This is a genomic window from Stenotrophomonas sp. ZAC14D1_NAIMI4_1, assembly GCF_003086775.1.
In the GTDB taxonomy this organism is placed as follows: Bacteria; Pseudomonadota; Gammaproteobacteria; order Xanthomonadales; family Xanthomonadaceae; genus Stenotrophomonas.
Window position 1 is genome coordinate 311,764 of sequence record NZ_CP026001.1, and the last position, 12,368, is coordinate 324,131.

15 protein-coding genes and 1 tRNA gene are annotated in these 12,368 nt (G+C 66.3%); 10 read left to right on the top strand and 6 right to left on the bottom strand.

The genetic code is table 11. From position 1 onward, the window contains the following. Positions 1 to 37: 37 nt before the first annotated feature. Together C1927_RS01365 and C1927_RS01370 are read right to left on the bottom strand one after the other, a co-directional pair. Entirely contained in the window at positions 38 to 826 is a 789-nt protein-coding gene (locus C1927_RS01365) for a M90 family metallopeptidase (protein WP_174208661.1), read from the bottom strand. Then, positions 793 to 1,077, bottom strand: a complete 285-nt coding sequence (locus tag C1927_RS01370; protein ID WP_079224897.1) for a hypothetical protein — start codon at positions 1,075 to 1,077, stop codon at positions 793 to 795. The genes C1927_RS01365 and C1927_RS01370 overlap by 34 nt, the downstream gene beginning before the upstream one ends. Positions 1,078 to 1,219: 142 nt before the next feature. On the opposite strand from C1927_RS01370, the gene birA reads away from it, so the two are divergent. The 4 genes from birA (at position 1,220) to C1927_RS01390 (ending at position 3,888) form a co-directional block, all read left to right on the top strand. After that, positions 1,220 to 2,185, top strand: a complete 966-nt coding sequence (birA, locus tag C1927_RS01375) for a bifunctional biotin--[acetyl-CoA-carboxylase] ligase/biotin operon repressor BirA (protein WP_108747743.1) — start codon at positions 1,220 to 1,222, stop codon at positions 2,183 to 2,185. After that, positions 2,182 to 2,913 (top strand): type III pantothenate kinase, encoded by a 732-nt coding sequence (locus tag C1927_RS01380; protein WP_108745738.1) that lies wholly within the window; start codon positions 2,182 to 2,184, stop codon positions 2,911 to 2,913. The genes birA and C1927_RS01380 overlap by 4 nt, the downstream gene beginning before the upstream one ends. A gap of 10 nt (positions 2,914 to 2,923) precedes the next feature. Next, positions 2,924 to 3,772, top strand: a complete 849-nt coding sequence (locus tag C1927_RS01385; RefSeq protein WP_108745739.1) for an SPOR domain-containing protein — start codon at positions 2,924 to 2,926, stop codon at positions 3,770 to 3,772. Positions 3,773 to 3,812: 40 nt separating this feature from the next. Then, positions 3,813 to 3,888: transfer RNA gene (locus C1927_RS01390), tRNA-Thr, on the top strand. A gap of 13 nt (positions 3,889 to 3,901) precedes the next feature. On the opposite strand, the gene C1927_RS01395 is transcribed toward C1927_RS01390, so the two are convergent. Together C1927_RS01395 and C1927_RS01400 are read right to left on the bottom strand one after the other, a co-directional pair. After that, positions 3,902 to 4,627, bottom strand: coding sequence for a Sir2 family NAD-dependent protein deacetylase (locus C1927_RS01395; RefSeq protein ID WP_108745740.1), 726 nt, complete (start codon positions 4,625 to 4,627; stop codon positions 3,902 to 3,904). A gap of 186 nt (positions 4,628 to 4,813) precedes the next feature. Then, positions 4,814 to 5,422 (bottom strand): hypothetical protein, encoded by a 609-nt coding sequence (locus C1927_RS01400; protein WP_108745741.1) that lies wholly within the window; start codon positions 5,420 to 5,422, stop codon positions 4,814 to 4,816. A 622-nt stretch (positions 5,423 to 6,044) separates the two neighbouring features. Between C1927_RS01400 and C1927_RS01405 the strand changes: the two genes are divergently transcribed. The 3 genes from C1927_RS01405 to C1927_RS01415 are packed head-to-tail and all read left to right on the top strand — an operon-like array spanning position 6,045 to position 8,229. Further along, positions 6,045 to 6,422: an addiction module antidote protein gene (locus C1927_RS01405; RefSeq protein ID WP_108745742.1), complete on the top strand. Its 378-nt coding sequence runs from the start codon at positions 6,045 to 6,047 to the stop codon at positions 6,420 to 6,422. Between the two features lie 32 nt (positions 6,423 to 6,454). Continuing rightward, complete coding sequence (locus C1927_RS01410) at positions 6,455 to 7,744, top strand: PAAR domain-containing protein (RefSeq protein ID WP_254051524.1); 1,290 nt, start codon at positions 6,455 to 6,457, stop codon at positions 7,742 to 7,744. Then, complete coding sequence (locus C1927_RS01415; protein WP_108745743.1) at positions 7,741 to 8,229, top strand: hypothetical protein; 489 nt, start codon at positions 7,741 to 7,743, stop codon at positions 8,227 to 8,229. Before C1927_RS01410 ends, C1927_RS01415 begins: the two co-directional genes overlap by 4 nt. On the opposite strand, the gene C1927_RS01420 is transcribed toward C1927_RS01415, so the two are convergent. Together C1927_RS01420 and C1927_RS01425 are read right to left on the bottom strand one after the other, a co-directional pair. Then, entirely contained in the window at positions 8,215 to 8,619 is a 405-nt protein-coding gene (locus C1927_RS01420; protein WP_079224910.1) for a hypothetical protein, read from the bottom strand. The two genes, C1927_RS01415 and C1927_RS01420, sit on opposite strands and share 15 nt — an antisense overlap. 502 nt (positions 8,620 to 9,121) lie before the next feature. Continuing rightward, positions 9,122 to 10,057: a hypothetical protein gene (locus tag C1927_RS01425; RefSeq protein ID WP_108745744.1), complete on the bottom strand. Its 936-nt coding sequence runs from the start codon at positions 10,055 to 10,057 to the stop codon at positions 9,122 to 9,124. A gap of 165 nt (positions 10,058 to 10,222) precedes the next feature. Between C1927_RS01425 and C1927_RS01430 the strand changes: the two genes are divergently transcribed. The 3 genes from C1927_RS01430 to C1927_RS01440 all read left to right on the top strand — a co-directional run bounded on the left by C1927_RS01430 (position 10,223) and on the right by C1927_RS01440 (position 12,283). Further along, positions 10,223 to 10,987 (top strand): DUF3011 domain-containing protein, encoded by a 765-nt coding sequence (locus C1927_RS01430; RefSeq protein ID WP_108745745.1) that lies wholly within the window; start codon positions 10,223 to 10,225, stop codon positions 10,985 to 10,987. 86 nt (positions 10,988 to 11,073) lie between these two features. Then, positions 11,074 to 11,994 carry an arginase gene (gene rocF, locus C1927_RS01435; protein WP_079224915.1) on the top strand — a complete coding sequence of 307 codons (921 nt, stop codon included), beginning with the start codon at positions 11,074 to 11,076 and terminating at the stop codon, positions 11,992 to 11,994. Positions 11,995 to 12,145: 151 nt separating this feature from the next. Further along, complete coding sequence (locus tag C1927_RS01440) at positions 12,146 to 12,283, top strand: entericidin A/B family lipoprotein (protein WP_079224917.1); 138 nt, start codon at positions 12,146 to 12,148, stop codon at positions 12,281 to 12,283. The last annotated feature ends 85 nt before the right edge of the window (positions 12,284 to 12,368 follow it).

Below are 12,368 nucleotides of genomic sequence, written 5' to 3' on the forward strand. Positions count from 1 at the left end.
GCAGGTAGCGCCGGGCCATGCCCGGCGAACGGATGAATCAATCGGCCATTGCCGGCGGCTCGCCATAGAACCGCCGCAGATGCGCGGCCACGTCCGGCAGCGCGTGCGCCAGCAGATCCGGCGCGGAGAAGTGGTACTCGCTGGCCACCGCGAAGAACTCTTCCGGCGCCTCGGCCGCATACGGGTCGATCAGCGTCTCCACGCCAGCATCCACCTGCGCGCAGAACGCGTCGTAGGACTGCTGGAACGCCGCCGCCCACTCGCGCTGCCACGCACGCGGCAACGGCGGGGTGCCGTCCATCGCACCATCCAGCGCATCCAGCTTGTGCACCATTTCATGCACGGCCACGCAGTAGCCCTCGTGCGGCGCGGCCAGGTCGGCCTGCACGTCGGCCCACGACAGGATCAACGGACCGCTGTCCCACGATTCGCCAATCAGCTCGTCATCCCATTCGTGCAGCACGCCGGCCGCATCCATGTGGCTGCGGTGCACGCGGAAGGCGTCGGGGTAGACGATCAGCTGCGACCAGCCCTCCAGCCCGACCTCGCCGAACTCCAGCAGCGGCAGGCAGCACAGCGCGGCCAGCAGCACGCCATCGGCCACCTGCAGCTGCAGCTCGCCAATCGGGGTGATGGTCTTCTCATGCAGGAAGCGGGTGGCCAGCACGCGCAGGCGCGCGCGGCGCGCATCGCCAAGGCCCCGCAGCCAGGCGGCGCGGCCGCAGGCTTCATTCCACACCGCATCTTCGATCGGCCGCGGCGCAGGCCGCAGCCACTGCAGCAACGACTTGATCAGCGGAACATACCCGGCAGGTAGCTGTGCCACTTCGGCGCGCGGATGCGCTGCAGCACATCGTCATCGCTGCCACCGCCGCCACTGCTGGTGGCGCTGCTGGCCGCCGGCCGTACCGGCGCCGGCTTGGCTGCGGTGGCCGAAGCGGTGGACGTGGCGGCACGCTGCGAAGCGGCGTCCGGGGTGGAGTACACGCAGCCCCCACGGCTGTCGTCCAGCGATGCCGTCGCCGACGCCGCAAAGGGCATCGTCAGCAGGATCAGGCAATGGGCATAACGGCGCATTGACGACATCCACGTTAAGGGAGGGTGAGTTCCCGATTCTAGCCCGAACCCGGCCCCGGATTGGAAGCCCCGCCCCCGGCACCCCGCGGGCGTCGCTGGCGGCTTTCCCGCATAATTCCGTTCTGACCTTGTGGAAGCTGCCGTGGACGATCGCCAATTGCTGGCCAAACTCGCTGCCGGTCGCCTGTCCGGCGACGCCCTGGCCCGTGAGCTGGGCCAGACCCGGGCGGCCATTTGGAAGCGCATTCAAGGACTTAGGGCTGCCGGTGTGGGCATCGAAGGCCGTGCAGGCGAGGGCTATGGCCTGAGCCAGCCGCTGGAGCTGCTGGACCCGGCGGCCATCCGCGCGCACCTGCCCGACGACGCCGTGGCCCTGTTGCATGAGCTGCAGGTGGCCTGGACGGTGGATTCCACCAATGCCGAATTGCTGCGTTGCAGCGCGCCACAGCGCGGCGTTTGCGCCCTGCTGGCCGAGCGCCAGACCGGCGGCCGTGGCCGTCGCGGCCGCAGCTGGGCCTCGCCGCTGGCTGCCCACGTCTATCTCTCGGTGCTGCGGCTGTTCTCCGGCGGCCTGGGCCGCCTGGCTGGGCTCAGCCTGGTGGCCGGCATCGCCGTGGCCGAGGCCCTGCACGACCTGGGCTACACCCAGGCGCAGCTGAAGTGGCCCAACGACGTGCTGGTGGACGGCCGCAAGCTGGTCGGCCTGCTGGCCGAGGGCGGCGGCGAGTACGCCGGCCCGGCGCGTGCCGTCATCGGTATCGGCATCAACGTGCACATGCCGCCGGCCTTCGCCGAACAGATCACCCAGCCGTGGGTGGACCTGGACACCCTGGCCGGTACCCACGTGGACCGCAACGTGGTGGTGGCCGCCGTGCTGGCGCGCCTGCTGCCGGCACTGGAGGTCTTCGACCGCGAGGGCCTGGCCCCGTTCCTGCCGCGCTATGCCGCCTTCGACATGCTGGCCGGCCGCGAGGTGCGCGTGGAACTGGAAGGCCAATGGCAGCACGGCACCGCTCTGGGCCTGGCCGATGACGGCGCCCTGCGCGTGCGCATCGATGGCCACGAGCGCCTGCTGCACGCCGGCGAAGTGAGCGTGAGGAAGGCATGAGCGATTGGTTGTTCGACCTTGGCAATTCGCGCTTCAAGTTCGCGCCATTGCAGGGTGACCGTGCCGGCGATGTGCAGGCCTGGGCGCATGGCGCCGAAGGCATGGCCGCACAGCCGCCGCACAGCCTGCCCACGGGCGGCACCGCCTTTGTTGCCAGCGTGGCCGCACCGTCGCTGACCACCGCCATGCTGCAGCAGCTGCAGGCCCGCTTCGGCGATGTGCGCGTGGTGCGCACCAGTGCCGAATGCGCGGGCGTGCGCATTGCCTACGCCAAGCCGGAAAAATTCGGCGTCGATCGTTTCCTCGCACTGCTGGCCGCCGCTACCGCGCGCCGCCCGGTGCTGGTGGTGGGCGTGGGCACCGCGCTGACCATCGATCTGCTCGACGCCGACGGCCAGCACCACGGTGGCCGCATTTCCGCTTCGCCCACTACCATGCGCGAAGCGCTGCACGCGCGTGCGGTGCAGCTGCCGGCCAGTGGGGGCGACTACAGCGAATTCGCCAACGACACCGTCGATGCGCTGGCCTCCGGCTGCGACGGTGCTGCCGTGGCGCTGGTGGAACGCAGCGCCCGCCACGCGCAGGCGCTGCTGGGCGTGGCCCCCGCGCTGCTGGTGCATGGCGGCGGCGCACCCGCGCTGATGCCGTTGCTGGACGGCGCCGACTACCACCCGTCGCTGGTGCTGGACGGCCTCGCCCGCTGGGCGGTGCACCAGCCCGCAGGCTAGTATCGGCAGCATGCTGACCCGTGCCCTGATTGTCGTGCTGGCCATCCTCAACGTAGGCGTCGCCAGCTGGTGGCTGCTGCGCAGTGAACCCGCGCCGGCCACGCCGCCCCAGCCCGCCACCGGCGTGGCCGAGCTGCGCTGGCTGCCGGGTGGCACCGATGCCGCTGCCGTGGCCCAGACCAGCGCCGCCACGCCCACCGAAGCCCTGCAGGAGCGCGAAGCCGCGCCCAGCGCCGCCGTGGCGGCCACTGAGGCACCGGCACCGGCGACACCGCCGCCCGCCGAAACCGCCCCCGCTGCCAACCCAGCACCCGCCGTGGCTGCCGCCGCCAAGCCCGCTGCGCCGGTGGTTGAAACGCCAGCCATAGCGAAGCCCGCTGCCGAGAAGCCCGCCGCACCGCCGCGCTGCGTCGCCTTGGGCCCGTTTGCCGACCGCGCCGCCGCCGTGGCCGCGCAAGGCCGCGCCGGCAGCCTGCTGGCCCCGGCGCGCCTGCGCGAACAGCCCGCCGCCAGCGGCAGCACCCGCTACCGCGTGCTGCTGCCAGTCGCCGCCAGCCGCGAGGAGGCGCAGGCCACGGTCAAGCGCATCGTCGCCGCCGGTCTCAGCGATTACTACATCATCAGCCAGGGCGAAGAGAGCAACGCCATCGCCCTGGGCCAGTACCGCAACCGCGAGGGCGCCGAGCGCCGCATTGCCGCCGTGAAAGCCGCCGGCTTCCAGCCGCGCCTGGTGGCCAGTGGCGACGCCGGGCAGTGGTGGCTGGAAGGGCAGCTGGCCGCCGGCAGCGAACCGAAGCAGGTGCAGCAGCGCAGCGGCGCCGCGCAGCAGCGGTCGCTGGAATGCACGCGACTGCGCTAGAATCGCCCCACCGCGGCGCTGCCGCCGGTGAAGCACCCATGCCGCTTTAGCTCAGTTGGTAGAGCAACTGTCTTGTAAACAGTAGGTCATCCGTTCGATTCGGATAAGCGGCACCAACAACTTCACGCCTCACGGGGCGCTGTTTGAGCCTTCACTCGTGCCAGTGAGCCACTTTTGGGCCAGGCGAGGAGTCACAGTGGTTGCCAAGCCCTGCAGGTAGGTAAACCCATAGGGAATCCTATCCATCTCGAGCGAGACCAGCACTTTCTCGGCCCTGCCGCGCGCAGCCTTGACCAGCGAAGCCGCCGGGTACACGGCAAGTGATGTGCCTATGACAAGGACCTTTGCTGCGGTGGATACATGCCATCGCGCCTCATCCATGTGCTGCGTTTCTTCCCCGAACCAGACAATGTCAGGCCTGAGCTGCGTCCCGTCTTCGCACAGCTGCCCAAGCGAAATCGAGGAGTCCTCGATACGGTAGCGCTTCGGGCTGTCCGACGTGCTACGCGCATAGGCAAGTTGGCCATGTAGATGAATCACGTTGCTGGAGCCCGCGCGCTCGTGAAGCTCATCGACGTTCTGGGTAATCACGACTACATCAAAGGCCGATTCCAAGGACGCGATCGCGGAGTGTGCGGCATTTGGCAACGCGTTCCATGCCTTCAGGCGACGCTCGTTGTAAAAGGCCAAGACGGCTTCTGGGCGAAGCCTCCAGCCCTCAGGGCTGGCCACCTCCTGCCACGAATAATTGTTCCAGAGGCCGTGCGAATCGCGGAATGTAGGCAAGCCGCTTTCCGCGCTCAGGCCGGACCCAGAGAGAACAACTACTTTGTTGGGTACTACGTCGGGAATCATTCGGGCGCTCGTCATCTGGCAACCTGGCATCTGCGCCCGGCTATACGAAACATCTATAGCGCATCGCTCGATGGGCCAATTCGTTGCTACGGCTTGATCTTAGGTCGACCGAGTGCAGGACAACAAGTGGGAGTAAAGCCGGAGCAACTGCTGACCAAAGCGCGCCGGATAATGGGCTGCTGACGATCAGGTGGAAGACAAATCCTGATCGCCAAGCGCCTTGGCACAGAATTCCGCGGTACGCAGCACGCCGCCTGCGCCTTGATACTTGTCGTCGGCGCAGAATCGCTGTGTGATGACGCGCCCCATTCGGCCATTGAAGCTAACGTCCGAAGTATTCAGAAACACTTGTGCGCTGATACTGGCACCGTCGGCGATGGATTCCACAACGGGCTGGTCAACCGAGAGATGCAGGACATTGAGGTCGAGCATCTTGTCTCCGGATTTCGCTTCAATCCGGAGGATGAAGGTGATGCCGTGGTCAGCCGGAATCAGCTTCTTCTTTGCCATCTTTTTGAGTACATAATTTGCGTCCCGAGCGAATCCAGGAAGGATGTCCGACTCGCCCCACCCGTCGCCCTTGAGCGTTATCACAAGTCGCGGTGGCGTAGCGAACGGTTGGGTATCGACGGCGACAACTTTCGGATGCAGCTTCATTACGGCCGCCGGATCTATCGAGTTCTCGCGCGATGTGTCATCAGCTTCGGAAGCTGCTACCTCGCTGTCCTGAGCCGCCGGGGGTGGGGAACATCCGGCGAGACCAACCAACGCCACAATCAGGAATATCTCCTTCATTTCCAACTCCTATCTACAGTGGTGAATTCAGTATGCGGTAGCGCGCCAAATGACATCCGACGTCCTGACATGAAGCGCGTGAGCGCTTGCGAGAATGAACAGCGGCGGATGCCATGCTCCGTAACCGTGGACAATGCCGCACGCCCTAAGTGCGACCAGCATGTGAGCGATATACAAGGAAAGCAGTACTGCCGAGAGCGGGGAACCCCTCAATCCGAGCGCCACGCAGTCGTACCGTGCTCCCCAGCGTGCCTCTCCTACCAATTAGCAGTATCGCTGTGCTGCCTCCATTGGTGGAGTGAACATCATCCTGCCGCTTCAGGCACACTGGCGTCACGCACGTAGGCTCGCAGCTTCAATCAAGCTTACGTCCCAACATCGAGCGAGAGTCCCTCAGAATGAGCCCGGCACTAGTAATTTTGCAGGCTTGACGACGCCGTCTATGGCTGGACGGATCACGCCAATTCCGACACTGCAGCCGCTCGGCCAGGGGCGGATGCGTCATGCCATTCGACAAAGACAGTCAGACCCGGGACATCGAGCGCGCTCGCGTACTGGCGGGCCTGCTCTGATTCCACACTTTTCCACACGCTGCACGTGACAACAGACAAGGCAGGCTGCCATGAAAAACACACTGGAACTGCATGACTGGGACGCGGCCGAACACCTGCACGACGACCAGGACATCGTTCACTTCATTGAAGCTGCGCTCGAGGAAGCGCCCGACGATGCAGCCTTCATCGCATCGGTGCTGGGGGTGGTGGCACGGGCGCGCAACATTGCTGATCTTGCACGCACGACCGGTATCGCCCGCGAAACCCTGTACAAGATGCTGCGTGGTGAAGGAAATCCCACCCTGGGCAATCTCAGCAAGCTGGCAAAGTCGCTGGGGTTCCGGCTGAGCCTTGTGCCGATCAAGAGCGACGGCAAGCCGACCAAGCCCGCACGCCGGCCCGCACGCAAGGCGGCCAAGACGCCGGCGGCAAAGAGCGCCTGCTGATCCTTGCAGGATTCCCCCAGCCGCCTATTCAGTTGAGCCCGCCAGATTCGTCGCATGATGGGCCCGGTCTGCAACGGATGACGGACATGGCACGGAACTGGATTGTGATGGGGGACGTTACCTCCAGCGGCGGTCGGGTGATCACCGCCTCGGGGGACACCGATGTTGCCGGCAAGGGCGTCGCACGTATCGGGGACAAGGCAACCTGCCCAAGTCTGCATAAAGGCGTCTTCGCGATTGTCGAAGGCGATGCCACGCTGATGGTCGATGGCCAGCCGGTTGCCTTGCATGGCAGCGCGCTTGCCTGTGGCTGCCGGGTGTTGTCCAGCCAGCAGTCCGTGGTGCATGTCACCGGCGGTGGCGGTGGCGGTGGCGGTGCGGGCGCGGCCGCGGGCGGTGCAGGCGCAAGCTCAGGTGCCGCCGGCAAGGTCGCCGCCATCGTGGGCGCCGTGGCGCCGCTCGCCAGCAAGGTGCTGCCTGCGTATGACCAGGCGGTCCGCTTCGTCGGCTCGCAGGGCACACCGTTGGCGAATGTGCCGTACACGCTGCACCTGGCCGATGGCCAGTCCATCAACGGCACCACCAATGAACAGGGCGAAACGGCACGCGTGTCATCCGGCCAGAGCCAGCCCATCGCGCGTGCCGAGCTGCATCCACCCGAGCAGCCGACGGGCTGCTGCGCACGCACGTCGCCGGCCAGCGCCGACGCCAAGGAGGTCTTCGAGCTTGATGGGGTGATGACCACCTCCGATGAAATGGGCACCTCGGTCGTGCCGGTGAGTGCGCCGGGCCATGAGCGCAGCCTGACCCCGGGCGAGATCGAGATGGCACGGCTGGTGTTCGGCAATGCAGTCGACTACAGCAGCGTAAAGGTCCACAACCACGGCTATTGGCTGTTTTTCGGCTTCCAGGACAAGAACACCGCTGTTACCCCGAACGGCGAAATGTACTTCCCCAAAGGCATCTACCTCGATGACTTCTCCGCCGACAGCATCGGTAACCAGCAGTTCTTCATCCACGAGATGACGCATGTCTGGCAGTACCAGCTCGGCTACAACGTCAAACTCGTGCGCGGGCCGAGGCCGGGCATGAGCTATGACTACGTGCTGGATGAAACGCGCCTGTTCCACGACTACAACATGGAGGCGCAGGGTGACATGCTGGCCGATTACTTCCTCGTCACCTTCCGTGGCTCACAGTCGCGCATGAACAACACCCGATATCGCGCGGTGGCCGGCATCGGCGCACAGCTGGAACGCACGCTTTCCCCGTTCCTTGCCGACCGCAGCAGCAAGGACAACCTGCCGAGGACAACCCGATGATGCAACTGCGAGTGCCGGTCGCGCTGCTGGGCCTGCTGCTGCCGATGATGGCCAGCTGTTCGTCGCCCGCCGGGCGCTACCAGCAGGCGACCATCCAGGACCGTGGCGGTGTGCCGTGTTTTGGCGTGCCCGATACCCGCGAAACGCGCGCCAACGCGCCGCTCATCACCGGTGTTTCGGTGATGGAAGTCGGCACGGGCGGCGCGCCGATCTGGGAACGTGACTTCCTGCAGTCCGGGTCTGCCGAACCGCCGCTGCCGCCGGGGCAGTGCCTGCCCTACGGCGAAGGCGGACCGCCCGCGCCCGCGCTGCAGAGCGGCAAGCGCTACCAGGTGGAACTCTGGGGCCGCACACCGGGCACGCCGGGCAACAAGGACGAGGCGCAATCCCGCTGGTTCAACGGCCGCTTCTGCATGGTGGACGTGGCCGGAAAGGTGGTGACCAAGGCCGGTGAGTCGGAGTGCGCTGCCTCACCCCGGCCGTGACTGCAACGCCACATATTCGGCCAGCCCCCGGCAGGCCAGCATGAGCCCTTCGCGCGCACCGTCGCCGATATCGTCCTTTTCCTCGCCATCCACGCGCACACGTTCGTTGGCGTGATACAGCTCCAGCAGTGCGACCAGCCCGGCGGCGCTGCGGTCCCGGCGCGCGTTGTCGACGGCCTGGCCAGGCGTGCGGGTTGGCAACGGCCAGGGCTGTCCATCCGCGGCATCGCCGGCGGCAATGTTCTGCAGGCAGCTGCGCAGGGTGATGGTGCAGGGCACTTCATTTGCGGCAGCGAAGGCGTCCTCCAGTGGCTGGGCCAGATCGGCCGGCAGCTGCGTGGCGGCGTCGCCCAGGGTGGCAGTCAGGTACGGGTGGCGGGATTTGGACATGCGGGCATCCTCGGCAGTAACGGAGATGCCACCGACTGAGGGTGGCGGACGATGCGTGGCTTCCAAAACCGGGAATGATGAGCCGGCGGGCACAAGGCCCCCACGCACCGCCCGCCATACAGCCGCAGACGGATTGCCAGCCGACGCCGCCACATACAGGCGACGTCGGCTGACAAGCGCAAACTTGCTTCATCAAAACACGGGTTTGGAAGTCCCGGCCACCAGGTGCGGGTGGCAATTCATCTTGGGCACGCAAAGTCGTGACGCGCCAATCAATTGTTCGGATGAATCCGCTGTTTCCGAAAGGAAAAATGAATTATCGCGATTGGCCTGTTTTTCCGGCTCAAATGGCAAAAGCGACAACGTGCGCGAGCGCGTTCGAGGTGTGCTGACGTGATCGCCAACATCGCAACGCTTGAAGCCAAGCCCCACATGCACCGCAAAGCTGGCTTAACAGCCGCGCCAGGCCATGCACACCCTCAGTGCGGTGCCAAGCAGACCGTTACCGCTGCCCGGTATCGCCCGGCACCAGATGCGCCCACGGGAACACGTTCTTCTCGAAATGGCTGACGTAACCGCCCATGCCCGCCTGGATGACCATGAACTGCAACCCCGGCCGCAGGGCCTGAAGCGTCTGCAACTGCGCCACGCTGAGCGCGCTGTTGCGCAGGCGGAAGATATGCACCGCCGCGAACGCGTCACTGGCGAACAGCCGTTCGTAGGCGGCAAACGGTGTCACCGCATCGGCCTGCCGTGCATCGGCCCAGGTGAACTGCAGTTCGGTGGATTCGCTGAAATCCAGCAGGCCCAGTGCCGGAAGGTTGCGCGATGCGGCCAGGTGCTCGATGAAGTGCTGGGTGTCGTAGCCGCCGCCAATCTGCAGCACGTTCAGGTGGGGCAGTGGCACGTCGAAGAAGCGGGCATCCGGCGCGTTGGGCACCACCAGTTCGGTCAGGTGCGGGGCACGGCTGGCGAAGCGGGCGATCTCGCCGGCCTCTTCCATGATCGAGCCCGCGCGCTGGATCAGCGAGGTGTTGTGGTGCTCCGGCGCGGTGGGGCTGATGACCAGCGAGCGCAGGCGCGGGAACTGCACGTTGCTGTCCAACAGGGAGGTGAACGCCCATTCGCGGGTGCCGTTGGCGCCTTCATCCCCGCCGGTGAAACGCAGCGACATGACCGCAGCGGCCACGCCCGGATCAGACAGGCAGGCCAGCGTCCATTCGAACGGTTCGTCCCACGGGTTGCCGAAAAATTCCACGTGCAGGCCACCGTACAGCGGTGCCACGGTCAGTCGTGTCTGCAGCGCCAGCCACAACGGCCCGGCCGGATCGTCGATATCCAGCGCGTACTCGCTGGCGGTGTCCAGGCTGAAGGTGTGGATGCGCTGCTGCAGCTCAAGCAGGGTCTGCTGGGCGGCGGCGAAGCTGGGGGTGGCCATGCGGGTGTTCCGGTCGTCCTTGGGGTGCCCGGATGATAGCGCCGGCCCGTGACGCCCCGGCCACGCGATGGCCGATCGAGGTCTTGATATTCCTCACGGACCGGCGCGCCCTTCCCGACGCATACTGTCGCCATCCGCCCATCCGGGCCGCCTTGGGAATCCATCATGCGTCGCCACGCTGTTTCCCTTACCGCTGCACTGTTGTGCGCCGCCTTCGCGGCCCCGGCCATGGCCGCCGTGCCGTTCTTCAACGCAAGCTGCCCCGTTGGCCTGGATGTGCACGCCGACGAGGGCGGCCCGGTCTACGTGCAGGGACGGGAGGCGGCGCTGAAGCGCTTCAACGACCGCTATTTCGAAGCGCGCGATGCGCAGAGCGGCGTGACCCTGTCGATCACCAGTGGTGACGACGGCACGCCGCAGATCAGCTACACCGGCCGTGGCGGCGCCAACGGCATCTGCCAGGTCAGCGGCAGCGGTGCACCGGCCGCGACGGAGCGGCACGACCGCCGCCACCACGATGACGATGAGGGGGCGGCGCTGCCGAGTGAGGTCACCTGCGAATCCATCGACCAGCGCCAGGTGTCGTGCGGGATGGACACGCGCGGCAACGTGGAAGTTGCCCGCCAGATCAGCCGCACGCGCTGCGAGCAGGGCCAGAACTGGGGCCTGTCGCGGCACGCGGTGTGGGTGAATGGCGGCTGCCGCGCGGTGTTCCGCAACACGTCGCGCGCCGCGTACAGCGCACCCAGCGGTGGCAGTGCGCTGGGGGCCTGCAACACGCGCAAGGGCGCACAGGGCACGCTGGTGGCCCAGGTGCCGGTGGGCAGCGATTACCAGGAGATGATCATCGATTACCCCGATGGCCGCTTCCTGTGCATGCTGCGCAACAGCGGCGAGGTGCAGAGCGTGACGCCGGTGCGCCGCCGCTGATCGGCCGCTTTCCTGCTGCACCGCCGCGAGTGGTGTCACATGCCTCTGGCTAGACTGTGCTTCTTTTTCGCCTGCAGGAGGCACCCATGGCCCATCCCATTTCCGTAACCCTCATCGGCGTGCCCACCGACGTGGGCGCGGGCCATCGCGGTGCACGGCTTGGCCCGGAAGCCCTGCGCGTGGCTGGCCTGCCGGAGGCGCTGGAGGCGCGTGGCGTGGACGTGCGCGACCTGGGCAACCTGGACGGCCCGCGCAACCCGTGGACCACGCCGGTGCAGGGCTACCGCCACCTGGACGAGGTGGTGGCCTGGAACCGCGCGCTGATGGACGCCAGCTACGCTGAACTGCAGGCCGGGCGCATGCCGATCATGCTGGGCGGCGACCACTGCCTGGGCATCGGTTCGATTACCGCCGTGGCCCGCTGGTGCCGCGAACAGGGCAAAACCCTGCGCGTGCTGTGGCTGGATGCACATTCGGATTTCAACACCAGCGATGTCACCCCGTCGGGCAACATCCACGGCATGCCGGTGGCCTGCCTGTGCGGCCTCGGCCCGGACGCGCTGACCCAGCTGGGTGGCAGCAGCCCGGCCATTACCCCGGCGCAGATGCACCAGATCGGCATCCGCTCGGTGGACCCGGACGAGAAGCGCCTGATCAAGACCCACAAGGTCGATGTGTACGACATGCGCTACATCGACGAGAACGGCATGAAGCGCACCGTGGAAGCGGCACTGGCCGGCATCGACGAGAACACCCACCTGCACGTCAGCTTCGATGTGGATTTCCTCGACCCGAGCATTGCCCCGGGCGTGGGCACCACGGTGCCGGGCGGAGTGAATTATCGCGAGGCGCAGCTGGTGATGGAGATGATTGCCGACAGCGGCCGCATGGGTTCGTTGGACATCGTTGAACTGAACCCGCTGCTGGACAAGCAGAACGCGACCGCCGAGCTTGCCGTGGACCTGGTGGAAAGCCTGTTCGGCAAGTCCACGCTGATGCGCGACTGAGCGTCAGCGGACTGCACCTGAACGGCCTGGAAGCCTGTTCACACTCGCTGCACGCGGGAGACGCCAGATTGCACTTCACGCAAGGCCACTCCACTGCGGGAATGGCCAAGCGCGATGAAAACCATGTAGTGGCGAACCCCAGGAGAAGACCATGAAGCGTGTAGTTGCCCTGATGCTGTTGTCGATGTTCTCGGTGGCCATGCTGGCTGGCTGCAACACCGTTGCCGGCGCCGGCAAGGATGTGCAGAAGGCAGGCCAGTCGGTTGAGGATGCCGCCAAGGGCAACTGAGCCCGGGGTGGTGCCCAATGAAAGAGGCCGGGACAACGTCCCGGCCTTTTTTGTGCGCGCTTTCCAGGGTGCAGGCGGAGTGAAC